The organism is Pseudomonas sp. 382 (assembly GCF_002759075.1).
Lineage (GTDB): Bacteria > Pseudomonadota > Gammaproteobacteria > Pseudomonadales > Pseudomonadaceae > Aquipseudomonas > Aquipseudomonas vlassakiae.
In genome coordinates, this window is record NZ_PEMX01000001.1 from 54,350 (window position 1) to 77,523 (window position 23,174).

The 23,174-nt window shown below is 63.3% G+C and carries 20 protein-coding genes; 9 read left to right on the top strand and 11 right to left on the bottom strand.

Features of this window, described 5'->3' with window-relative positions:
- Positions 1 to 29: 29 nt before the first annotated feature.
- Positions 30 to 515, bottom strand: a complete 486-nt coding sequence (locus tag CQW31_RS00315) for a flavin reductase family protein (RefSeq protein ID WP_054885122.1) — start codon at positions 513 to 515, stop codon at positions 30 to 32.
- A gap of 316 nt (positions 516 to 831) precedes the next feature.
- On the opposite strand from CQW31_RS00315, the gene CQW31_RS00320 reads away from it, so the two are divergent.
- Entirely contained in the window at positions 832 to 2,238 is a 1,407-nt protein-coding gene (locus CQW31_RS00320) for a cytosine permease (RefSeq protein WP_054885121.1), read from the top strand.
- A gap of 135 nt (positions 2,239 to 2,373) precedes the next feature.
- Here CQW31_RS00320 and CQW31_RS00325 read toward each other — a convergent pair whose 3' ends face one another.
- On the bottom strand, positions 2,374 to 3,999 hold the full coding sequence (locus CQW31_RS00325; RefSeq protein WP_099813406.1) for a methyl-accepting chemotaxis protein: 1,626 nt from the start codon (positions 3,997 to 3,999) through the stop codon (positions 2,374 to 2,376).
- Positions 4,000 to 4,252: 253 nt separating this feature from the next.
- On the opposite strand from CQW31_RS00325, the gene CQW31_RS00330 reads away from it, so the two are divergent.
- Positions 4,253 to 4,414, top strand: a complete 162-nt coding sequence (locus tag CQW31_RS00330) for a hypothetical protein (RefSeq protein WP_249341997.1) — start codon at positions 4,253 to 4,255, stop codon at positions 4,412 to 4,414.
- Between the two features lie 56 nt (positions 4,415 to 4,470).
- Here the strand turns inward: CQW31_RS00330 and metH are convergent, their stop codons facing one another.
- Complete coding sequence (metH, locus tag CQW31_RS00335) at positions 4,471 to 8,178, bottom strand: methionine synthase (protein WP_054885119.1); 3,708 nt, start codon at positions 8,176 to 8,178, stop codon at positions 4,471 to 4,473.
- 169 nt (positions 8,179 to 8,347) lie between these two features.
- On the opposite strand from metH, the gene CQW31_RS00340 reads away from it, so the two are divergent.
- The 5 genes from CQW31_RS00340 (at position 8,348) to CQW31_RS00360 (ending at position 13,877) form a co-directional block, all read left to right on the top strand.
- The gene (locus CQW31_RS00340; protein WP_099813407.1) at positions 8,348 to 10,648 is read left to right on the top strand and encodes a fatty acid cis/trans isomerase; all 2,301 of its coding nucleotides are present in this window, start codon (positions 8,348 to 8,350) and stop codon (positions 10,646 to 10,648) included.
- Positions 10,649 to 10,879: 231 nt separating this feature from the next.
- Entirely contained in the window at positions 10,880 to 11,914 is a 1,035-nt protein-coding gene (locus CQW31_RS00345; RefSeq protein WP_054885117.1) for an acyltransferase, read from the top strand.
- Positions 11,915 to 11,972: 58 nt separating this feature from the next.
- Positions 11,973 to 12,557, top strand: coding sequence for a Fe-S biogenesis protein NfuA (nfuA, locus tag CQW31_RS00350; protein ID WP_016393607.1), 585 nt, complete (start codon positions 11,973 to 11,975; stop codon positions 12,555 to 12,557).
- Positions 12,558 to 12,780: 223 nt separating this feature from the next.
- A complete protein-coding gene (locus CQW31_RS00355; RefSeq protein ID WP_054885116.1) occupies positions 12,781 to 13,389 on the top strand; it encodes an SCO family protein in 609 nt (202 codons plus the stop codon).
- On the top strand, positions 13,389 to 13,877 hold the full coding sequence (locus CQW31_RS00360) for a copper chaperone PCu(A)C (protein ID WP_099813408.1): 489 nt from the start codon (positions 13,389 to 13,391) through the stop codon (positions 13,875 to 13,877). Before CQW31_RS00355 ends, CQW31_RS00360 begins: the two co-directional genes overlap by 1 nt.
- A gap of 48 nt (positions 13,878 to 13,925) precedes the next feature.
- On the opposite strand, the gene CQW31_RS00365 is transcribed toward CQW31_RS00360, so the two are convergent.
- From CQW31_RS00365 to CQW31_RS00400, 8 genes are all read right to left on the bottom strand, one after another.
- The gene (locus CQW31_RS00365; protein ID WP_012313790.1) at positions 13,926 to 14,153 is read right to left on the bottom strand and encodes a hypothetical protein; all 228 of its coding nucleotides are present in this window, start codon (positions 14,151 to 14,153) and stop codon (positions 13,926 to 13,928) included.
- Between the two features lie 74 nt (positions 14,154 to 14,227).
- On the bottom strand, positions 14,228 to 15,061 hold the full coding sequence (locus tag CQW31_RS00370; protein ID WP_054885114.1) for an AraC family transcriptional regulator: 834 nt from the start codon (positions 15,059 to 15,061) through the stop codon (positions 14,228 to 14,230).
- Complete coding sequence (locus CQW31_RS00375; protein ID WP_054885113.1) at positions 15,058 to 15,372, bottom strand: AzlD domain-containing protein; 315 nt, start codon at positions 15,370 to 15,372, stop codon at positions 15,058 to 15,060. The genes CQW31_RS00370 and CQW31_RS00375 overlap by 4 nt, the downstream gene beginning before the upstream one ends.
- Complete coding sequence (locus CQW31_RS00380; RefSeq protein WP_054885112.1) at positions 15,369 to 16,070, bottom strand: AzlC family ABC transporter permease; 702 nt, start codon at positions 16,068 to 16,070, stop codon at positions 15,369 to 15,371. Before CQW31_RS00380 ends, CQW31_RS00375 begins: the two co-directional genes overlap by 4 nt.
- A gap of 140 nt (positions 16,071 to 16,210) precedes the next feature.
- Positions 16,211 to 16,900, bottom strand: coding sequence for a hypothetical protein (locus tag CQW31_RS00385; protein WP_054885111.1), 690 nt, complete (start codon positions 16,898 to 16,900; stop codon positions 16,211 to 16,213).
- 156 nt (positions 16,901 to 17,056) lie between these two features.
- Positions 17,057 to 18,142, bottom strand: a complete 1,086-nt coding sequence (locus CQW31_RS00390) for a hypothetical protein (RefSeq protein WP_099813409.1) — start codon at positions 18,140 to 18,142, stop codon at positions 17,057 to 17,059.
- Positions 18,143 to 18,177: 35 nt separating this feature from the next.
- On the bottom strand, positions 18,178 to 18,807 hold the full coding sequence (locus tag CQW31_RS00395; protein WP_054885109.1) for a LysE family translocator: 630 nt from the start codon (positions 18,805 to 18,807) through the stop codon (positions 18,178 to 18,180).
- Between the two features lie 2 nt (positions 18,808 to 18,809).
- Positions 18,810 to 19,592: a YqcI/YcgG family protein gene (locus tag CQW31_RS00400; RefSeq protein WP_054885108.1), complete on the bottom strand. Its 783-nt coding sequence runs from the start codon at positions 19,590 to 19,592 to the stop codon at positions 18,810 to 18,812.
- Positions 19,593 to 19,753: 161 nt separating this feature from the next.
- Here CQW31_RS00400 and CQW31_RS00405 point away from each other — a divergent pair, with 161 nt between their 5' ends.
- Positions 19,754 to 20,674: a LysR substrate-binding domain-containing protein gene (locus CQW31_RS00405; protein ID WP_099813410.1), complete on the top strand. Its 921-nt coding sequence runs from the start codon at positions 19,754 to 19,756 to the stop codon at positions 20,672 to 20,674.
- Positions 20,675 to 20,773: 99 nt separating this feature from the next.
- On the top strand, positions 20,774 to 23,134 hold the full coding sequence (locus CQW31_RS00410; protein WP_054885106.1) for a DNA polymerase II: 2,361 nt from the start codon (positions 20,774 to 20,776) through the stop codon (positions 23,132 to 23,134).
- Positions 23,135 to 23,174 lie beyond the last annotated feature (40 nt).

Sequence of the window (23,174 nt, forward strand, 5' to 3'; positions counted from 1 at the left end):
GCGCCAGGTGTCTCGATTCAGAATAGGCTTCAGGCAAAGGCCGGCAGGCTGGCCATCTTGCCGCGGCAGTAGACCATTGGTCGTGGTGCGTCTTCAGGGACGATCAGGTTGTGTACCTTGCCGACCATGATGGCGTGGTCGCCACCTTCATATTCGCGCCACAGTTCGCATTCGATGACGGCGGTGGCGCCGGCCAGGATCGGGTTGCCCAGTTCGCTCAGGGTCCACTCGATGCCGGCGGCCTTGTCCTTGCCCTTCTTGGCGAACGCGTAGGCTTCGGCCTGCTGCCCACCGGAGAGCAGATGGATGGCGAAGCGCTTGTTCTTGATCAGGACCGGGTAGGAGTCGGAGGTGTAGTTGGGGCAGAAAAGCACCAGCGGCGGGTCCATCGACAGGGAGGAGAACGCACTGGCGGTCAGGCCGACGACCGAGCCGTCGTCGTCCAGGGTGGTGATGACGGTCACGCCGGACGGGAAGGAGCCCAGGACGTTCTTGTAGATGCTTGCGTCGATCATCTGGTGTACCTCTAAAGGGCTGCGGTGGTCCGCGGTTTTTATCGTTGATGTGTCTGATGGTATACCGTAATACCTATTTTGCAAGCGGAATTTTCAGCCCTTGTTTTTCACGATGAACGGCTCAAGGCCACGTAAACCGTGGGATTGAGCGGTGAGGCGGTTTGTCGCAGGGGTTGTGCGAGCAGATCAGCGGGCGTTTTTTACTGCGGATCAGTGTTGTCAAAAGTTTGGAATACCATAATATGGTCCGCAGCTGAGAGGCCGCCTAGATGCGGTTTCCTTACAAAGATAAAAACGACCTTTCGAGCTGAATCCTATGTCCCAACCGTCGTCGCAACACCAGTTTGTCGAGAATCACACGGTCGATTACGTTCCACCTGCCGAGCGCCATGGGAAGGCGCGCGACCTGTTCACCCTCTGGTTCAGTACCAACATCGCGCCACTGCCTATCGTCACCGGCGCCATGGTGGTCCAGGTGTTCCACCTGAACCTGCTGTGGGGGCTGATCGCAATCGTGCTGGGTCACCTGATCGGGGGCGTGTTCATCGCCCTGGCCTCTGCGCAGGGACCGCAGCTGGGGATTCCACAGATGGTCCAGAGCCGTGGCCAGTTCGGCCGTTACGGCGCGCTGCTGATCGTGTTCTTCACTGCGCTGATCTATGTCGGCTTCTTCATTTCCAACATCGTCCTGGCGGGCAAGACCATCCACGGCATCGCCCCGAGCGTGCCGATGCCGGGCGCGATCGTGATCGGTGCGCTGAGTGCGACGGCCATTGGCGTAATTGGCTACCGCTTCATCCACATCCTCAACCGTATCGGTACCTGGGTGATGGGTTCAGCGCTGCTGGCCGGCTTCATCATGATGTTCGTGCAGGAGCTGCCGGCCGACTTCTTCAGCCGCGGCGCGTTCAACCTGTCCGGCTTTATCGCCACGGTGTCGCTGGGCATCATCTGGCAGATCAGTTTCTCGCCTTACACCTCCGACTACTCGCGCTATCTGCCGCGTGAAGTGGGCATCGCCAAGCCGTTCTGGGCCACCTACTTCGGCGCCACGCTGGGCACCATCCTGTGTTTCAGCTTCGGCACGATCGCGGTGCTGTGCGTGCCGGAAGGCACCGACGCGATGGATGCGGTCAAGCAGGCCACCGGCTGGCTGGGCCCGATCCTGATGGTGCTGTTCCTGCTCAACATCATCAGCCACAACGCCCTTAACCTCTACGGCGCAGTGCTGTCGATCGTCACAGCGATCCAGACCTTCATTGCCGAATGGACGCCGAGCATCAAGGTGCGAGTGATCCTGGCAGTGGTGATCCTGGTGGGCTGCGCGATGGTGGCGCTGAACGCGTCGGCGGGCTTCATCGGCCAGTTCATCGGCCTGATCCTGGCGCTGCTGCTGGTGCTGGTACCGTGGGCTTCGATCAACCTGATCGACTTCTACCTGATCAAGAAGGGCCAGTACGACATCGCCTCGATCTTCCGTGCCGACGGCGGCATCTATGGCCGCTTCAATCACCACGCGATCATTGCCTATGCCTGCGGCATCCTGGTGCAGTTGCCGTTTGCCAACACGTCGCTATATGTGGGGCCGTATTCGAACATTGTCGAAGGGGCTGACCTGTCGTGGCTGTTCGGCCTGCTGGTGACGGTGCCGCTGTACTACTGTCTGGCAACCCGTGGCAAGGCGGCCGAGACGGCGGGGCGGGTTGTGAGCGTCAACGACTGATAGAGTGCTGTTGCTGTAAGGGGCTGCTTTGCAGCCCTTTCGCGACACAAGGCCGCTCCTACAGGGGTATGCGTTTCCCGGTAGGAGCGGCCTTGTGTCGCGAAAGGGCCGCAAAGCGGCCCCAGCCATTTCAGATCAGACCTTGAACTGCGCAACCATGCCATTCAAATCCACCGCAAGGCGCGACAGGTCCTGCGCCGCTGCGCTGGTCTGGTTGGCCCCCGCCGACGTCTGCATTGCCAGATCCCGAATGTTCACCAGGTTGCGATCCACCTCCCGTGCCACTTGTGCCTGCTCCTCGGAAGCGCTGGCAATCACCAGGTTGCGCTGGTTGATCGAGGCGATCGCCTCGGCAATCACTTCCAGCGCCTCACCGGCACCTTGCGCCACCTCCAGCGTACCGTTCGCCCGGCCGCGGCTGCTGTGCATCGCCGCCACCGCACGCTCGGTACCGTTCTGGATCCCGGCGATCATCTGCTCGATCTCTGCCGTCGACTGCTGGGTCCGATGGGCGAGGGCGCGTACCTCATCGGCCACCACGGCAAAGCCGCGGCCCGCTTCACCTGCGCGTGCGGCTTCGATGGCGGCGTTGAGTGCCAGCAGGTTGGTCTGGCCGGCAATCGCACCGATCACATCCAGCACGCGGCTGATCTCGTTGGCATTGCTGGCCAGTTGTTCGATCTCGGTGGAGGTGCCCGCCACGTCGTTGACCAGGTGCTGGATGGAGGCCAGCGCCTGGTTGACCTGCTCACGGCCATCGCGAGTGGTCTGGTCGGCACCTTTGGAGGCATCGGCCGTGCTCACCGCGTTGTTGGCCACTTCTTCGACTGCTGCGGTCATCTGGTTGACGGCGGTGGCGGCCTGGTCGATTTCCGCGCTCTGCTGATGCAGGCCGCGGCTGGTGTCTTCGGTGACGGTGTGCAGCTCTTCCGAGGCCGAGGCCAGCTGGTCGGAGGAGGCGGCGATCTTGCGGATGGTGTCGCGCAGGCTGTTCTGCATGCGGCTCAAGGCGCGCAGCAGCAGAGCCGGTTCGTCACGGCCGATGACACGGATGTCCTGGGTCAGGTCGCCGGTGGCCACGCGCTCGGCCACAGCCACTGCATCGGCCAGCGGCACCACGATGCTGCGCGTGAGCACCGTGGCAATGGCGGCCAGTGCAAGCATGATGATCACCAGTGAGGCGATGATCGCGGTGAAGGCCTCGTCGGCTACATCGCTGCTGCGCTGCGAGGCATCCTCGGCACCTTTGCCGTTGTAGGCAATGAGCGCGGCCATGGCCTTCATCATGGTATCGGCGTACTGGCTCAGCGGGCCGCTGATCTGCTGCTTGGCCTGGTCCATGCGACCGGCAGCGATGTCCTGCACCACCCGCGACTGCAGGTCGAGGTATTGCGTGTAGGCCGCATTGAAGGCAGTGAACAGGGCGCGATCATCGGCGGCGATGATGGTGTCCTGGTAGTCCTTGAGGCCCCTGCTGAGCTGTTCGTTGACGCCCTTGAGCATGTCGATGTTGCGCGCACGCTCGCCGGGGTTGTCGTCCAGCGCGGCGCGCAAGGTGACGGCGCGGGCGCGTCCGAGGTTGGTGCTGATTTCACCGAGGGCAACCACGGCGGGCATCCAGGTGACACGGATTTCGTCCGTGGCGGAGTCCATCTGCCGGGTTTCATGGATTGCGATGAGGCCCATGGCCAGGACCAATGCGCCTAACAGGGCGAAAACGCTGCTGGCGCGAGTGCCGATCTTCATATTCCGTAACTGCATGGAATGCTCCTTGACGTTGGCGTGCAGGCGTCAAGAGCATGGTCGGACGGCCGGGTCACCGGGATGGCGCCAGGCTCTCGATGCGCTGCGATTTAAGTGTGTGCCTCACCCTTTGGAATGCTTTTTGATTTCAATGATGCCATATGGCCATCAATATTGACCAGTCATTCAATGTAACGACATCTTCTGAGGGATCCGTCATTTTTTGCTGGATCTGTCAGGAATGTGCCGTTAAAAGATCGAGATCTACGCAATGGCTGCGGCGAGCGGCGAGGCACGACCGGGGGCGCCTGCGCGATTCACGCGGCGCTTCGGGCGTAAGGGGCCGACCGAGTTCGGGCAGAAGGTCAAGGAATGGATGTGCGTACGGCGCGATGGCAAGCGGGCCGGGGATACCCTGGTCAGCCAGGTCTGAGTGCAGTGCCGAGCTTGGTGCTGTCGCGGGCATGCGCGACAGCACCAAGGCGATGCTTAGCTGTCGTAGCCGAGGTTCGGCGCCAGCCAGCGCTCGCTCACGCTAACCTCCTGGCCTTTGCGCGCGCTGTAACGCTCGATCTGGTCCTTGTCGACCTTGCCCACGGCAAAGTACTGCGCCTGCGGATGGGCGAAATACCAGCCGCTGACAGCCGCCGCCGGGAACATCGCGAAGTGCTCGGTGAGGAACACGCCACTTGGGCCGGTTTCGCCGATGGCGCTGCCGTCGAGCAGGCGGAACAGGGTTGCCTTCTCGGTGTGGTCCGGGCACGCCGGGTAGCCCGGGGCAGGGCGGATACCGCTGTATTGCTCCTTGATCAGCGCCTCGTTGTCCAGCTGCTCGTCGCGGGCATAGCCCCAGTGCTCTTTACGCACCTGCTCGTGCAGCCACTCGGCACAGGCCTCGGCCAGGCGGTCGGCCAGGGCCTTCACCATGATCGAGCTGTAGTCGTCGCCCTTGTCCTGGTACGCCTTGGCCACTTCCTCGGCGCCGATGCCGGCAGTGGTGATGAAGCCGCCGACGTAGTCGGTGACGCCGCTGGCCTTCGGTGCGACGAAGTCGGCCAGGGACAGGTTCGGCTTGCCATCGGGCTTGATGGTCTGCTGGCGCAGGTGGTGCAGGGTGGCCAGGGCCTGGCCGTCTGCGCCGTAGACTTCGATGTCGTCATCGGCAACCTGGTTGGCCGGCCAGAAGCCGAACACCGCGCGGGCGCTGATCAGCTTCTCGTCGATCAGCTTGTCGAGCATCTCGCGGGCATCCTTGTACAGCGCGGTGGCGGCTTCGCCGACCACTTCGTCGGTGAGGATCCGCGGGAACTTGCCGGCCAGGTCCCAGGAAATGAAGAACGGCGTCCAGTCGATGTACTCGGCCAGGGTGCGCAAGTCGATGTCTTCCAGCACCTTGACCCCGGTGAAGGCGGGCACCACCGGCTGGTAGCTGGCCCAGTCGTACTGCGGTTTGGCAGCGATGGCCTGCGCGTAGCTCAGGCGCTCGGTGCGGGCGCTGCGATTGGCGGTGCGCTCGCGCACTTCCACGTATTCCTGGCGGGTCTTCTCGACGAAGCCGGGCTTGAGCTCCTTGGACAGCAGCTGGGTGGCCACACCCACCGCACGCGAGGCGTCGGTGACGTAGACCACGGCGTCGTTGCTGTACTTGGGCTCGATCTTGACCGCAGTGTGTGCCTTGGACGTGGTGGCGCCGCCGATCATCAGCGGCAGGTGGAAGCCCTGGCGCTGCATTTCGCGGGCGACGTGGACCATCTCGTCCAGCGACGGGGTAATCAGGCCGGACAGGCCGATGATGTCGCACTTCTGTTCGCGGGCGGTCTGCAGGATCTTCTCGGCCGGCACCATCACGCCAAGGTCGACGATGTCGTAGCCGTTGCAGCCTAGTACCACGCCGACGATGTTCTTGCCGATGTCGTGCACGTCACCCTTGACCGTGGCCATGAGGATCTTGCCCTTGGCTTCCGGCTTGTCGCCTTTCTCGGCTTCGATGAACGGAATCAAATGGGCCACGGCCTGTTTCATCACCCGGGCCGACTTGACCACCTGGGGCAGGAACATCTTGCCCGCGCCGAACAGGTCACCGACCACGTTCATGCCGTTCATCAGCGGGCCTTCGATGACTTCGATCGGGCGTGCGCACTGCTGACGGCATTCTTCGGTGTCTTCGACGATGAAGGCGGTGATGCCCTTGACCAGCGCGTGTTCCAGGCGCTTTTCAACGGGCAGCGAACGCCACTCTTCGTTTTCCACTTCCTTGGTCGCGCCGCCGCCCTTGTAGTCGTCGGCAATCGCCAGCAGCGCGTCGGTGCCGTGCGGCGTGCGGTTGAGCACCACGTCCTCTACCTTCTCGCGCAGCGCGGCCGGGATCTCGTCGTAGATCTCCAGCTGGCCGGCGTTGACGATACCCATGGTCAGGCCGTTCTGGATCGCGTGGTAGAGGAATACCGAGTGGATCGCCTCACGCACCGGGTTGTTGCCGCGGAACGAGAACGACACGTTGGACACGCCACCCGAACTCAGCGCGTGGGGCAGGTGATCACGGATGTAGGCGCAGGCCTCGATGAAGTCGACGGCGTAGTTGTTGTGCTCTTCGATGCCGGTGGCGACGGCGAAGATGTTCGGGTCGAAGATGATGTCTTCCGGCGGGAAGCCGACTTCGTTGACCAGGATGTCGTAGCTGCGCTGGCAGATTTCCTTCTTGCGCGCGGCGGTGTCGGCCTGGCCGACCTCGTCGAAGGCCATCACCACCACGGCCGCGCCATAGCGCTTGCACAGCCGGGCATGGTGCTTGAACTGCTCGACGCCTTCTTTCATGGAGATCGAGTTGACGATGCCTTTGCCCTGGATGCACTTCAGGCCCGCTTCGATCACTTCCCACTTGGACGAGTCGATCATGATCGGCACGCGGGAGATGTCCGGCTCACCGGCGATCAGGTTGAGGAAGCGGACCATGGCGGCCTGGGAATCGAGCATCCCTTCGTCCATGTTGATGTCGATCACCTGGGCGCCGGCCTCGACCTGCTGCAGGGCGACCTCCAGGGCTTCGGTGTAGTTCTCTTCGCGGATCAGCCGGGCGAACTTGGCAGAGCCGGTGATGTTGGTGCGCTCGCCGACGTTGACGAACAGCGACTGGCGGTCGATGGTGAACGGTTCCAGGCCCGACAGGCGGCAGGCCTTGGCGATTTCCGGGATTTCGCGTGGCTTGTACTTGGCCACGGCCTCGGCGATCGCCTGGATATGGCCCGGGGTGGTGCCGCAGCAGCCACCGATGATGTTGAGGAAGCCGCTGGCGGCGAACTCTTCGACCACCGCCGCCATCTCTGCCGGGGTTTCGTCATACTCACCGAAAGCGTTCGGCAGGCCGGCGTTGGGGTGGGCAGACACATGGGTATCGGCCTTGGTCGCCAGCTCTTCCAGGTACGGGCGCAGGTCCTTGGCGCCGAGGGCGCAGTTGAGGCCCACGGAAATCGGCTTGGCGTGGCGCACCGAGTTCCAGAACGCTTCGGTGGTCTGGCCCGACAGGGTGCGGCCGGAGGCATCGGTGATGGTGCCGGAGATCATGATCGGCAGTTCGATGCCATCGTCCTCGAACACCTGTTGCACGGCGAAGATCGCCGCCTTGGCATTGAGCGTGTCGAAGATGGTCTCGATCAGGATCAGGTCGGCGCCGCCCTCGATCAGGCCACGGGTGGCCTCGATGTAGTTTTCCACCAGTTCGTCGAAGGTGACGTTGCGGTAGCCGGGGTCGTTGACGTCCGGGGAGATCGAGCAGGTCCGGCTGGTCGGGCCGAGCACGCCGGCGACGAAGCGCGGTTTGTCCGGGGTTTCCAGGGTCTTGGCATCGGCGACCTGGCGGGCGATGCGCGCGCCCTCGACGTTCAGCTCGTACACCAGCGATTCCATGCCGTAGTCGGCCTGGGAAATCTGGGTGGCGTTGAAGGTGTTGGTTTCGAGGATATCGGCGCCGGCATCCAGGTAGGCTTTCTCGATCGCCGCGATCACATCCGGGCGGCTGAGCAGCAACAGGTCGTTGTTGCCTTTCACGTCGCTTGGCCAATCGGCGAAGCGCGTGCCACGATAGTCGTGTTCCTCGAGGCGATAGCTTTGGATCATAGTACCCATGCCGCCGTCGAGGATCAGAATGCGCTCTTTGAGTGCGTGCTGGAGTGCTTGGAGACGAGCGCTGCGGTCGGACATAGGAACTACCTGGTCGGGCAAATATCAGAAGGTGCCGAATCATAACAAAGCTGCGCGGTTTTTAGGCGCATCGCCCTTTTTCATGAATTTTGTTCATGTTGGGTGACATCAAGGCACCCAGGGCCGACCAGACAATCGTGATGGCTTCACTACCCAGGACTTTTCGCACATGGTGCATCGTATCCTTGCCAGCGTCTTCGCGCTGCTCATCAGTGGCGTGGCGTCAGGGCAAGTCCCCCAGTCGAGCCCGGTGATTTCCTACACCCGGGACATCCAGCCGATCTTCACCGAAAAATGCGTGGCCTGCCACGCCTGCAACGACGCTGCCTGCCAGCTCAAGCTGGAGAGCCCCGAAGGTGCAGTGCGAGGTGCCACCAAGGTGCCGGTGTACCAAGGCGAACGCAGCAAGGCCGTGGCACCCACGCGGTTGTTCTACGACGCCCACAGTGAAGATGAATGGCGCAAGAAGGGCTTCTATTCGGTACTCGACAACCAGGGTAGCCAGGCGGCGCTGATGGCACGCATGCTTGAGCTGGGGCACAAGACCCCGCTCACGCCCAATGCCAAACTGCCTGACGAGATCGTCCTGGGGCTCAACCGCAACAACATGTGCCCGCTGCCGGAAGAGTTCGACGCCTATGCCGGCGCCCACCCCAAGGAGGGCATGCCGCTGGCGGTCACCGGCCTGACCGACAAGCAATACCAGACCCTGCAGCGCTGGCTGGCTGCCGGCGCGCCGGTCGAGTACCAGCCGATCCAGCCAAGCGCGGCCGAGGCCAGGCAGATCGCCGACTGGGAGGAGTTGCTCAACCGCCCGGGCTCCACCGAGGCGCTGGTCGGCCGCTGGCTGTACGAGCACCTGTTCCTGGCGCATATCTACTTCGTCGGCGGCGAGCAGGGCCACTTCTTCCAGTGGGTGCGTTCGCGCACGCCAAGCGGCAAACCGGTCGACATCATTGCCACGCGCCGCCCCAATGACCCGCCTGGCACCGACTTCTATTACCGGCTGATCCCGGTACAGGGCGTGATCGTGCACAAGACCCACATCACCTACCCGATGGGGCCGCAGAAGCTCAAGCGCGTCAAGCAGCTGTTCTACGCCGGCGACTGGCATGCCAGCGCGCTGCCGGGCTACGGCCCACGCCACCGGGCCAACCCGTTCGAAACCTTCGAGGCGATCCCGGCGGTGGCGCGTTACCAGTTCATGCTGGATAACGCCGAGTATTTCGTGCGCACCTTCATCCGTGGCCCGGTGTGTCGCGGGCAGATCGCCACCGACGTGATTCGCGACAACTTCTGGGCGTTGTTCCAGGAACCGGCCCACGACCGTTACATCACCGATGCCAAGTACCGCGGCGAAGCCACGCCGCTGCTGGCCATGCCGGGGCAGATCGACGATGTTGGCAGCGTGCTGAACCTGTGGCATGCCTACCGCGACAAGCGCAACGATTACGAGAAATTGCGGCGTGAGGCCTATGCCGAAATGCCGGCTCCGGGCTGGGCAACCCTGTGGGCCGGCAACGACAATGCGCTGTTGAGCATCTTCCGCCACTTCGACAGCGCTTCGGTGACCAAGGGCCTGATCGGCGACGTGCCGTTGACCGTCTGGTTGTTCGACTACCCGCTGTTCGAGCGCACCTACTACCAGCTGGCGGTCAACTTCGATGTGTTCGGCAACGTCTCGCACCAGCTGCAGACACGCCTGTATTTCGACCTGATCCGCAACGGCGCCGAGGTCAATTTCCTGCGCCTGATGCCGGCCGACCAGCGCAGCGAAATCCTTGGCAGTTGGTACCAGAACAGCGGCAAGGTGAAGATGTGGCTGGACTACGAGGACATCGACACCGACACGCCGAGCGGCATCAAGCTCGACCCGCGCGACCCCAAGCGCGACTTCGGCTTGAAGCTGCTGCAACGTACCGCCAGCCTCAACGCTGCCCCCGACCCGATCAACCGCTGCACCGGCGCCTACTGCTCGCGGCCGCAGATGAGCGAGGAGTTCCGCAACGTCGAGCAGTCGCTCAGCCGCTTGGTGTCACGCCCGGCCGCCGGCCTCAAGGTGATCGGCCAACTGCCTGAAGCGACCATGCTGCGCATCGAAGGCGAGGGCGGCCAGCGCCAGGTCTACAGCCTGCTGCGCAACCGCGCGCACAGCAACGTGGCGTTCCTGCTCGGTGAGGCTTACCGCTACGTGCCCGGGCTGGACACCCTGACCCTGTACCCGGGCGTGCTCAGCAGTTACCCCAACTTCATCTTCAACATTCCGGCCAGGGATGTGCCGGAGTTCGTCGAGGACATGGAGTACGCCAAGGATGACCCGGCGAAGTTCGAGCGCATCGTCATGCGTTGGGGGGTGCGCCGCAGCCATCCGGAGTTCTGGCGCTACTTCCATGACCTCAGTACCTATATCAAGGAAACCGATCCGGTGGAGGACGGGGTGCTGGACATGAACCGCTACGAGAACCTCTGATCGGGTGGGCTGACCTTTCCGAATACGCTGCGGTCGGAATCGGTGGGTGGTCCTGATCGATTGCTGGGGGCTGCTTTGCAGCCCTTCGCGGGTAAACCCGCTCCCACAGGTACTGCGCTGTTCTTGAAGTCAGCTCCGTCCCGTGGGAGCGGTTTTGCCCGCGAACGAGCGCGCAGCGCTCGCCTGTGCACTCGATGCGGGCCTCAATGCACCGGCAATCGCAGGTATTCCATGCTGTATTCGCTTCAGGCACTGCGGGCGTTCGCCGCCTGGGTGGTGGTCTGCCACCATTTCATGCAAATCTTCTTCGACTTCCATGCCACCGGCCCCATCGGCCAATTGCTCACCGACCGTGGCGCGGTAGGCGTCGACATTTTCTTCGTCATCAGCGGGCTGGTGATCTACCTGTCGACCCGCGACAAACCCATCGAACCTCGCCAGTTCCTGCTCAACCGGGCCTTGCGCATTGTCCCGGCCTACTGGTTCTACACCGCGCTGATGGCGTTACTGTTGCTGGCCTTCAGCCAATGGATGCCGCACCAGGCCTTCGACTGGCATCACCTGTTGCTATCGCTGCTGTTCATCCCGGCGGAAAACCCCGGCGGCTACGGTTTGTACCCGACCCTGAACGTAGGCTGGACGCTGAATTTCGAGATGTTCTTCTACCTGCTGTTCGGCCTGGCCTTCCTGGTTCGCCAGCGTCATCACCTCGTGCTGGTGACCGCTGGGCTGCTGCTGGTCAGCGAAGTACTCGGCCGCATGGGCGTACTCAGCCGTTTCTACAACAACGACATCATCTACGAATTCCTGCTGGGCATCGGCCTGGGCGTGATCCATCGTCGCGGCCTGATCCGCGAAGGGTTGTGGTTGCCGCTGGCGGTGCTGGGCGTGGCGGGTTATGCGATCTATCACCTGGACGCTGCGCAGCGCCTGCTGCACTGGGGCGTGCCAAGCGCGATGATCGTGCTGGCGTTCATCGCCCTGGAGCCGTACTTCAAGGGCAACCGCCTGCTCAAGGCATTGGGTGACTGCTCCTACTCGGTGTACCTGATCCACGTGCTGGTGCTATACGCCGGCTGGTTCGCCTGCCAGCGCCTGCGCCTGAACCCGTACCTGGTGTTCGCCTTGTGCGTGCCGTCCATTGGACTAATGTCGTGGTTCAGCTATCTGTGGCTGGAGCGCGGCCTGTACCGGCGGATGCAGGCGTGGCTGGCCGCGCCACGGGAGCAAAGCCCGGCATTCGTGCTTTCCCGAGTCAAATACTAGGACTTTGTTCAAAGGCCAGGTTGGCGTACACTTGGGCGCAAGTCTGTGAGGAACTTCCATGAGCGCTATAACCATTACTGACGCCGCCCATGATTACCTGGCCGATCTGCTTTCCAAGCAGAACACGCCTGGCATTGGCATCCGTATTTTCATCACCCAGCCGGGCACCCAGTACGCCGAGACCTGCATCGCCTACTGCAAGCCGGGCGAAGAGAAACCCGACGACGAGCCGGTCGGCCTGAAGAGCTTCACTGCCTACCTCGACGCGGTCAGCGTGCCGTTCCTGGAAGACGCGCTGGTCGACTACGCTACCGATCGCATGGGCGGCCAGCTGACCATCAAGGCGCCAAACGCCAAGGTGCCGATGGTCAACGAAGACAGTCCGATCAACGAGCGTATCAATTACTACCTGCAGACCGAAATCAATCCCGGCCTGGCCAGCCACGGCGGCCAGGTGAGCCTGGTGGATGTGGTCGACGACGGCATCGCCGTGCTGCAGTTCGGTGGCGGTTGCCAGGGCTGCGGCCAGGCCGACGTGACGCTCAAGGAAGGCATCGAGCGCACCCTGCTCGAGCGCATTCCGGAGCTCAAGGGCGTGCGTGACGTGACTGACCACTCCCAGAAAGAGAACGCCTACTATTGATCTGGGCGCGGCCGCTCCTACAGCGACCGCGTCAGGTCAAGGCTTAGCAACAAAGTGTTACGGTTTCAACCCCTGCGACAACAGGCCGCAGCCCGTGTTTAAAGGGCTGCGGGCCATCAGCGCCTTGGTCGGGTAGAAGCCCACTGGGTGTCATGCCAGAATGCCCCGGTTTTTCGGCCGGCCCGTCCCGAGGGTCGGCACCTTCCCTGTAAAGGATGGTTCAATGAATGATCAGTTTACCCGGCGCGCGGTTGTCGCCGGGATGGGCGTTCTCGGGCTCGGCCTGCTGGCAGGCTGCAACCCGGCCCGGGGGCTCGAGTTCAAGTACGGCAAGAACATGAGCAATGAAATCCTGGGGCGCAAGTTCAGCCTCAAGGACCCCCAGGGCAATGTCCGTACCCTGTCGAGCTTCTACGGCAGCATGCCGATGATCTTCTTCGGTTTCACCCAGTGCCCGGCTGTCTGCCCGACCACCCTGGCGCGCGCGGCACAGATCAAGAAGCTGCTGAGGGGCCGCGACCGCGAGATCTTCCAGGTGGTGTTCATCACCCTGGACCCGGAGCGCGACACCCCGCAAGTGCTCGATGCCTACGTCAAGGCCTTCGACCCGTCGTTCACCGCCCTGACCGGCACCCCGGAAGAAATCGCCGCGGTGGCCAAGGAGTTCAAGGTGTTCTACGAGAAGGTCCCGGCCGGTGACACCTATACCATCTCTCACTCGTCCACCAGCTACGTCTACGATACACGTGGCACCTTGCGCCTGAGCCTGGGTCATTCGCTGAATGCCAAGGAATGCGCTGAAGACCTGGCAACCCTTATGGAGATTTGCTAATGGCAGTATCCCTGCAACCTATCAAGCGCGGCCTGGCCGCCATCGCCCTGCTGGGCCTGGCCCTGCCGGCCCTGGCGCAAACCACCGTGAGCGACGCCTGGGTACGCGCCAGCGTGCCGCATCAGCCGTCCACGGGCGCCTTCATGACCCTGACCGCCAGCACCGACAGCAAGCTGGTCGGCGTGGCATCGCCAGTGGCCAAGACCGTGCAGGTGCACGAGATGACCATGAACGGCGACGTTATGGGCATGAAGGAAGTCAAGGCCGTGGAGCTGCCTGCGGGCAAGCCGGTGAGCCTCGACCCCAATGGCTATCACGTGATGCTGATGGGCCTGACCCAGCAGGTGAAGGAAGGCGAGAAGGTGCCACTGACCCTGACCATCGAAGATGCCAAGGGCGCCAAGGAAACCGTGGACGTGCAGGCAGAAGTCCGTCCGCTCAACGCCGAGGCTGGCGGCGGGCATGAGCACATGCACATGAATCACTGACCAACGAAAGGGCCGCATCAGCGGCCCTTTTTCATTGTGCTGCGCGCTTTAGCTACGGAAGCGTGGCAGCGGCCTTTCGAGGGTCAGCGAGGTCAGTGTCTTGCGGACCTGGGCCTCATCGGCCTCCAGGGCCTTGAGGCTGGCGCGGATCTTGCCCGCAGCGGGCACATCGCCCTGGCGGTCGATCCAGTCGGCAATTTCCTTGCAGGCACTGCTCAGGCAGGCTTGGCGCTGGTTCATCAGCGATATCAGGGTGGTGAGCTCTCTTTCGGACATGGCGGGATCCTCCGTTCAGCTCTGTCAGTGTAGCAGTGGCTGGCCAGCTTGCCTGAGGCCTGGCGTCGCGGGCGCTAACTGTGCAGGCAGGCGCTGCGATAGGCACCTGGCGTCACGCCAAACGCCTGCTTGAACTGCCGGCTCAAGTGACTCTGGTCGGCAAAGCCCAAGGTAAACGCCACCTCTGAAGCCGCCAGGCCGCTTTTCAGAAACTCCCGTGCGCGCGCCAGTCGCCGTTGTTTCAGCCAGGCATGCGGCGGCAAACCGGTGGCCTGGCGGAACACCCGGGCGAAATGGAACGGCGAGAGATTGACTGCAGCCGCCAGGGCCTCCAGCGATGGCGGGTCTGCCAACTGGGTTTCCAGCAGTTCCCGCGCACGGGCCACCGCCAGCGGTTCGTTGCCCGGGGCCTTGGGCTCCGGGCAATGGCCGTGGCTTTGCACCAGCGCCAGCACCGCCTGGCGCCAGGCGTGCTGTTGTTCCAGGGCGCTGGCACCGGCTTCCGACAGCTGGTGCAACTGGCTGAAGGCCCGCGCCAGGCTAGGGTCCTGGATCACGCTGTCCTTGAAGCGCGGCATGCCGTGCCGGCCCAGTTCCAGTTCGTCCAGCACCCCAGTCACCCGTTCATGCTCCGGATAGAAACCCCGGTAGCGCCAGCCGGCCTCGTGGGCGGTGGCGCCGGTGTGTAGCTCGTCCGGATTGATCAGCACCATGCTGCCGACCGGCGCCAGGTGTTCGCTGCCACGGTGCCAGAAGCGCTGCGCGCCCGATTCGATCACGGTGAATACATAGCCTTCATGCACATGCGGGGCGAAGCGCTGCTGGAAGTAGCGCGCATGCAGCATCTCGACGTCGCCCAGGGCCGGCGCCTGCCAGAGGTGGGTCTGTTCGCGCAGGGGCATGCTCATGCCAGAAAGCTGCGCAGCAAGAAGAAGATCAACATGCTCGCCAGCATGCTCAGCAACACGCTGCGGGTCAACAGCACCAGCGCAACGGCCACCAGGGCACCGAGCAGGTAGGGGTTGAGTGGGCTCAGGTCGAGCTGGTGGCCGGGCAGGAAGATGATCGGCCCGCAGATCGCGGTGAGCATGCCGGGCACGGCAAAGCCCAGGAACTGCCGAGCGTTTGAGCTCAGGCGCAGCGGCAGGCGTGGCTCCAGGAAGGCATAGCGGTTGAGGAATACCACGGCGCCCATGGCGAAGATCAGCAGCCAGATCATGGGCGGCCTCCGGTAAATTTCTGGCAGACGAAGCCGGCAGTCATGCCCAGCAGGCCAGCGGCGACCAGTGCGGTCTCCCAATGCCAGTAACTGAACAGCACCGAGCAGAATAGCGACACCGCCACGCACACCACGGTGGCGAGATTGCGTACCAGCGGCGCGATCAGCGCGACGAAGGTGGCGACGATGGAGAAGTCCAGGCCGAGCTGGTCGAGGTGCGGGATATTCTGGCCCAGCACGATGCCGGCCAGGGTGAACAGGTTCCACGCGACGTAGAAGGTCAGGCCTACACCGAGCGCATACCAGCGGTTGAACTGCTGCTGGTCGTAGTGGCTGGTAAGGGCGAAGAATTCGTCGGTGAGCAGGAAGCCCAGGACCAGCCGCCAGCGCAACGGCTGGTTTGACAAGACTGGGCGCATGGACAAGCCATAGAGCAGGTGCTGGGACGTCAGCAGCAGGGTGGTGAGCAGGATCGACAGCAGGTTGGCGCCGCCCTTGAGCATGCCGATCGCGACCAGTTGCGCGGCACCGGCGAAGACAATCGCCGACAGTCCTTGGCCTTGCCAGGCACTGAGGTTGGCCTCGATGGCCATGGAGCCGGCGAGCAGGCCCCAGGGAGCGACGGCCAGGGACAGCGGCAGGATGGCGATGGCGCCGTGCAGGAAAGCTTGGCGGGCAATGGGGAGACTGCTGGGCATGATGGCTGCACTTTTTACTCGGTAGGGCAGCATGACAGAGCGGCGGGGCGGGTGGCTTGAACGATCTTGCTTGTTTGCTGCCTGTGCCGGTTTCTCGCGGCTAAAGCCGCTCCTATCAGGTTTGGCGCCGGGGCAGGTGATTATCGTCTGGTCAGCCGCTGCTGCGCTGCCACGCAGCCATTGATCTCCACAGCCTTTTGCAGCAGAGCCTGGCGATGCTGTGGATCGAGGTCACTCAGCAATCGGTAGACCTCGGCCTGGTAGTCGCGCTGGCGCCCCCACTGCATCTGCAACCCTTGCGGGCGGCTGCGGCTGCAGGCCAGGCGTGCGGTGGGTTGCGGGAAGTAGGGCGCATACAGGGTCGCCATGCCCGGGATCGCCTCGAGGGCTTCGCGGTAGGCCGGGCTGGCATTGTAGGGTTGGCACCAGGTAGCAATTGCAACCGCCGGTGGTGCGAAGCCTTGTTTCAGGCTGGCCTGCAGCAGCGGGCAGGCGGCATCGGCGATCTGTGCTGCAGGCAGGTAGGTGGTGTAGTACAGCGCCAGGCGATACTGCGCCACCGGGTGGCCAAGCTCGACCGACTTTTTCAGCAGGGCCACTGCCGTCGGCAGGGTTTGCGCCATCGCCCGGCCCTGGCGGTTAAGCTCCGGGTCGACGCCTATGGCAGTGCGCAGGGTGCTGTTGTCGTCCGGGCTGTCGGCTTGCTCCAGCAGCGGTAGCGCCTGGCGGTAAAGCAGGTCGGCGTGTGGGTCGATACGTACTTCGAGCGCGTGCGCGGCCACCGGTGTCAGCACGATAAACAGTGCCGACGCCAGAACGACGGGGTTCACAGGCGCGCCCCGTTCAATGAACGAGGCCGGCTGGCTGCCAGGCAGGGGGAAACGGCTTGATGAGTGATCACAACTGCGCGTACGCCTCGGGCGAATCGGAACGACGGGGTATTCTATCGAAGCGAGGGTCAAAACCGAAACCCCGTGACTCGTCAGTCAGACGAGCTTGATCGGTGTGACCTTGCGCTGGCTGTGTCGTTCCTGGGCCAGCCCCAACTTGGCGGTAATCACCTTGGCCAGGGCATTGTTGCCCAGATCGTTCAAGTGCAGGCGGTCGACGAACAGATCGGCACCGAATACCGGCGAGCTGCTGAGCATGCTGTTCATGTCGTAGCACGGCACGGGGTCTGCCTGGCTTTTGATGCGACGGAAGAAAGCCATGTGCAGCTTGCTGTCGAATGCACCGTCGAGCAGGCGGTCGAAATTCCCCGGTTGTTGCTCGAGGGCGGCAAGCATTGCCAGTTCCCCCGCCGGCAGTGTTTCCCGGCACCAGGGCAGCAGGGGCTGGAGGATGAAGGTCAGGGTGGCGTGACTGTCAGCCAGCATTCGTTCCCATTGGCGCAAGGTGCGGGCGATGCTGTCGGCCGCTCGTGCCAGGCGCTTTTCCGGGGCGGACAGCGACCAGTTGGGGGCAGGTTCGTTGCGCCGTGGTGCCAGTGCCTGGCCCAGGCGCTGCCACAGCGACTCACGGCGAGCCGGGCCAGCGGGTGGCATGCCCTCGTTGAAACTGTTCAGGTAAGCCTGGTGAGCCTTGGCCTGCTGCGGGTCATACGGGCCGGCCAGGACCTCGCCGAGCGCTTCATGGGCCAAGGTGTTGAGGCCGCTGAGCAGTACTACATGGCCCACTTCGCCGAAGCGATGCTGGTGGGTCAGGAACAGCAACAGCTCCTGGCTGGCGTTGAGCCCGCAGCCGGCCAGGCTCAGCCATACCTCACCGGTCAGCATCGACAGGTGCGAGGCTACCGTATGTTCGTCGCAGCTGGCGCCGATGCCCAGGGCGGCCGAGCCGCCGACCAGCAGGTTGATGCGCGAGGCAGTACCGCGCTCGGCAACCGAGACGCGCTTGCCGGCGCAATGGCTGTAGCGCAAGCCAAGGGCATCGGTGTTGATGGTGCAGGAGCGGTAGCCGCTCTCGTGCACATGCAGGGTGTGTGGGGCGCGGCGATTGCCCAGCAGCAGAAAGCGCTGGTAATCATGATGCAGTGGCGAAGCGAGACCCTGGACATACGTGCTGGGTGTCATGGGCGCTCCTTCTCGGCTGGTGTGGTGGCGGGCGTTCAGCCCGCCAGTTCCTTGAGGTTATAAGCCAGGCCACCGACGGCAATCAGCAGCAGAACGACCCCCGAGGCCAGGGAAATCAGGCGGTTGCTGCGCTGCGAGGTGATCTTGCCGATGGCGAAGATGTACAGGCTGAGCACGGCGAAATCGATCAGTACCCACAACAGCGACAGCACCACCATGCTCTTGCCGAACGATTCGGTGATCTGGATGAACTGCGGGAAGAAGGCGATGAAGAAGATGATGTCCTTCGGGTTGGAAATACCGACCATGAAGCCTTGCCACAAACCGCCGCGCCCGGCTTTGGCCGGTTGCAGCTCGGCTTCGTCGACGGCAGGCGCCTGCAGGCACTCGCGCAGGGTGCCCACGGCAATGTAGCCAATGAACAGGCAGCCCAGCAGGCTCATGGCACTGAGCCAGGCCTTGTCGATGGCCGCACTGGTGAGGATGACCCAGGCGGCGGCGCCGATCAGCACGAGTGACGCCCAGTTGGTGCCGACGGCGGTGAACATGGCCTTGCGTGAGCCGGAGGCCGCGGCGGTGTTGACGATCAGCGCTACTACCGGGCCGGGGGTGGCGATCAGCAGCAGCACGGTAAGTGCGTAAGTCAGTGTCAGTGCGGTATTCACGGTCAGTTCTCGATCAGAATGTCGGGTGTCGCGTGGGCGTGGGCATGAAACGGGCAGCGCGCCGGATTGAGCGAGCCGGCTTCCTGCAGTTGGTACTGCTTCCATTCGAAGTTGTCATCCTGGCCAAAGAAGCCGAGGGTTTCGGGCATGACCCCTTCGTTGTAGTGACGCACGCGATCACGGATGCGGGCACGAATGCGTTGCCCGCTTTCGGTGCTGGCGTTGGCCACTTCGTCGAAGTTCTCCCGCGGGTTGATGACGAAGGTGATGTGCGGGCCGAGGTTGCGGCTTTTCATCTGCTGGTGGCCGGGGAAGTTCATGTTGATGAACAGCGGCATGCCGGCGTAGCAGAACGACCAGGCGTTGTCGTGCGGGTCGGTGGGAACCGCTTGCGGCCACGGGTGCGGGTCACGGGCATGGACTCCGCGCAGTACTTTCCAGGCCAGTGCCTGTTGCTCGGCCAGGGTGCTGTCGGCGGCTGTCTGCAGAAACACCACCAGTGGGCTGCCGATGCGTTGCTTGATCGGCACAGGGGTTATGGTGCGTACATATTCGGCCAGGCCCTGGGCGATATCATCGGCCAGTTGTTCGGCGCGGGCGAAGAGGATGTGGCAGGATGCGCCGGCTACCGCCTTGCGCCCGAACAGGCACGGGAAGTCGGGGTTGGCGAGCACGCTGCGAAAATGCTGTAAGGTTTGATGCGTCCAGTGCTGAGTGTTCCGTACATGTTCATCGGCCAGCTCTAGCGCGTCCAGGCGATAGCAGTTTCCATAACCCGTAAACATGATTTCCCCAGGAGATTCAAGTAAGAGAGAGTTCCACACTTATGCAGGCAGGTTGGAGACTTATCTTTGTTATTTACCTGCATTTTCTGAGACGCTCTTCACGTTGTAAAACGCGTGGAACTATGACCTACTATTAGTCTTACTCATGATTCGAGGGCATCATGTCGGAACGGATTCAAGCTTTGCACGCCCTGCGTGCTTTCGAGGTGGCCTCGCGCTACGGCTCGTTTACCCGGGCCGCTGAAGAGCTGGCCCTTACCCAAGGGGCGGTCAGCCATCACATCAAGACCCTTGAATCCATGTTCGGCTGCGACCTGTTCGAGCGCCGCGGCCCCAAGTTGAGCCTTACCGAGCATGGACGGGTACTGGCTCAAGAGCTGAAGGTGGGCTTCAAGATCATCGAAAACGCCTGCGCGCTGCTGCGTCAGGACCGTTATGGGTTGCGCTTGAAGGCCCCTTCGACGCTGACCGTGCGCTGGCTGCTGCGGGCGCTGGACGGGTTCAAGAAGCTTGAAGACAACTGCAGCGTGCAGCTGTCGAGCGTGTGGATGGACATTGACTCGGTGGACTTCTACTCCGAGCCTTACGACTGCGCCATCCTCCTGGCCAACGGCCGTTTCCCGGCCGACGTGGAGAGTATCAAGCTGTTCGATGAGTGGCTGATCCCGGTGTGTCACCCGGACTACATGGCACAGGCGCAACCCGAACTGGCCGACCTGCGCCAGCGTGAGTTCCTCCACCCATCACCGGACCGCCGCGACTGGCGGCGCTGGCTGGCGCGCATGGATGCGCTGGACATCAGCATCGACCAGGGCCAGGTGTTCGATACCCTCGACCAGGGCATCTCGGCGGCGCAGCAGGGCCTCGGCATTTCGGTGGTCGACCTGGTACTGGCCAGTGCCGACCTCGCCGCCGGGCGCCTGGTGACGCCGTTCAAGCATGCGGTGTCGACCGGTGACGGATACTACATGACCTGGCTCAAGAGCAGCCCCAAGGCGCGGCAGATGCACAAGCTGCGCGACTTCCTGCTCAGCCAGGTGCCGCCGCTGGGCTACAAGGACATCAACTACCTGTACGGCTGAATAGTTGCGCAGGCTGATCGTGCCGAGCCTGGGTTTGCCGATGGTGTGGAACAGCGCCATTGCAGCGTAGAATCGTGCTTTTCAGCAGAGGTCGACGCGGTGGAGTTGCAGCAGGGCTTTGTCCTGACCCGGCATTGGCATGACACGCCCGAAGGCACTTGCGTGGAATTCTGGCTGGCCACGGATGCCGGGCCACAGTTGTTGCGCCTGGCGCCGCAGGAATCAGTGGCGTTTATTGCGCAGGCGCAGGCTGAACACGCCCGGGTGTTGCTGGCCAAGGAGCAGGGCGCAGAGCTCAAACCGTTGCGCCTGAAAGACTTCGACCAGCGTCCGATGCTCGGCCTCTACACGCGCCAGCACCGCCAGCTGATGCAGTTGGAGCAGCGCCTGCGCACGGCTGGCATCGACGTCTTCGAGGCCGATATTCGGCCGCCGGAGCGCTACCTGATGGAGCGCTTCATTACGGCGCCGGTGCAGTTCACCGGCCAGCGGGACGCGCAGGGCGTGTACTGCGAGGCCCAGCTCAAGCCGCTGCCGGATTACCGCCCGACGCTGCGCCTGGCCTCGCTGGACATCGAGACCAGCGAGCGCGGCGAGCTGTACAGCATCGCCCTGGAAGGCTGCGGCCAGCGCCAGGTGTACATGCTCGGGCCGGCAAATGGCGATGCCGATGGCGTGGATTTCGACCTGCACTACTGCGCTGATCGCGCCGAGTTGCTGACCTGTCTCAACCAGTGGATGGCCGAGCATGACCCGGATGCGATCATTGGCTGGAACCTGATCCAGTTCGACCTGCGCCTGCTGCACGAGCATGCCAAGCTTCTGCAAGTGCCACTGGCGCTGGGGCGCAACGGCGCGCCGATGACCTTGCGCAGCCATGCCGGCGGTGGCCACGTCTTCGCCGAGGCCCCGGGGCGGCTGCTGATCGATGGCATCGAAGCGCTGCGTTCGGCCACCTGGAGTTTCCCTTCGTTCAGCCTGGAGAGTGTTGCCCAGACCTTGCTCGGCGAAGGCAAGGCCATCGACACACCCTACCAGCGCATGGACGAGATCAACCGCCGCTTCGCCGAGGACAAACCGGCGCTCGCCCGCTACAACCTCAAGGACTGCGAGCTGGTCACGCGTATTTTTGCCCACACCCGGCTGCTCGACTTCCTGCTGGAGCGTTCGTCGGTTACCGGCCTGGCGGTGGACCGCAGCGGCGGTTCGGTCGCCGCATTCTGCCACCTGTATATCCCGCACATGCACCGCATGGGTTTTGTCGCGCCCAGCCTCGGCAGCCGTCCGGAGGAGGCCAGCCCCGGTGGCTTTGTCATGGATTCACGCCCGGGGCTGTACGACTCGGTGCTGGTGCTGGACTACAAGAGCCTGTACCCGTCGATCATCCGCACCTTCCTGATCGACCCGGTGGGCCTGGTAGAAGGCTTGCGTCTGCCCGATGACCAGCACTCGGTGGAAGGCTTCCGCGGCGGTCGTTTCTCGCGCACCCAGCATTGCCTGCCAGCTATTGTCGAGCGGGTATGGCAGGGCCGGGAAGCGGCCAAGCGCGAAGGCAATGCGCCGCTGTCGCAAGCGCTGAAGATCATCATGAACGCCTTTTACGGCGTACTCGGCTCCAGCGGTTGCCGTTTTTTTGATCCGCGCCTGGCCTCATCGATCACGCTGCGCGGCCACCAGATCATGCGCCAGACCCGCGCGCTGATCGAGGCCCAGGGTTACGAGGTGATCTATGGCGACACCGACTCCACCTTCGTCTGGCTCAAGGGCGCTCATGACGAACAGGCCGCGGCCCGCATCGGTCGTGAGCTGGTGGCGCAGGTCAACCAGTGGTGGCGTGAGCACCTGCGCACGACCCTGAACCTGGAGAGCGCGCTGGAACTGCAGTTCGAGGTGCACTACCGGCGTTTCCTGATGCCGACCATCCGCGGTACCGACGAGGGCAGCAAGAAGCGTTATGCCGGCCTGGTGCAGCGCACCGATGGCAGCGAGGAGGTGGTCTACAAGGGCCTGGAGTCGGTGCGCACCGACTGGTCGCCGCTGGCCCAGCGCTTCCAGCAGGAGCTGTATGGGCGGATCTTCCGTGGCCAGCCTTATCGCGACTACCTGCGCGAGTACGTGCGCCAGACCCTGGCAGGCGAGCTTGATGAGCTGCTGGTCTACCGCAAGCGCCTGCGCCGGCCACTGGCCGATTACCAACGCAATGTACCGCCGCACGTGCGCGCCGCACGCCTGGCGGACGACTACAACAGTCGTGTCGGGCGACCCAGGCAGTATCAGCGCGGCGGCTGGATCAGTTACCTGATCACCACCAGTGGCCCAGAGCCCCTCGAGAACCTGCAGGCGCCGATCGACTACGAGCATTACCTGAGCCGCCAGTTGCAGCCGGTGGCCGATGCCATTCTGCCGATGGTCGGCGACGATTTCGCCCGCCTGACCGACCAACAACTGCCGCTGTTCTGAGCCGGGTAGTAGCCGGCCACCGCAGCTGCCTGAGCCGCTG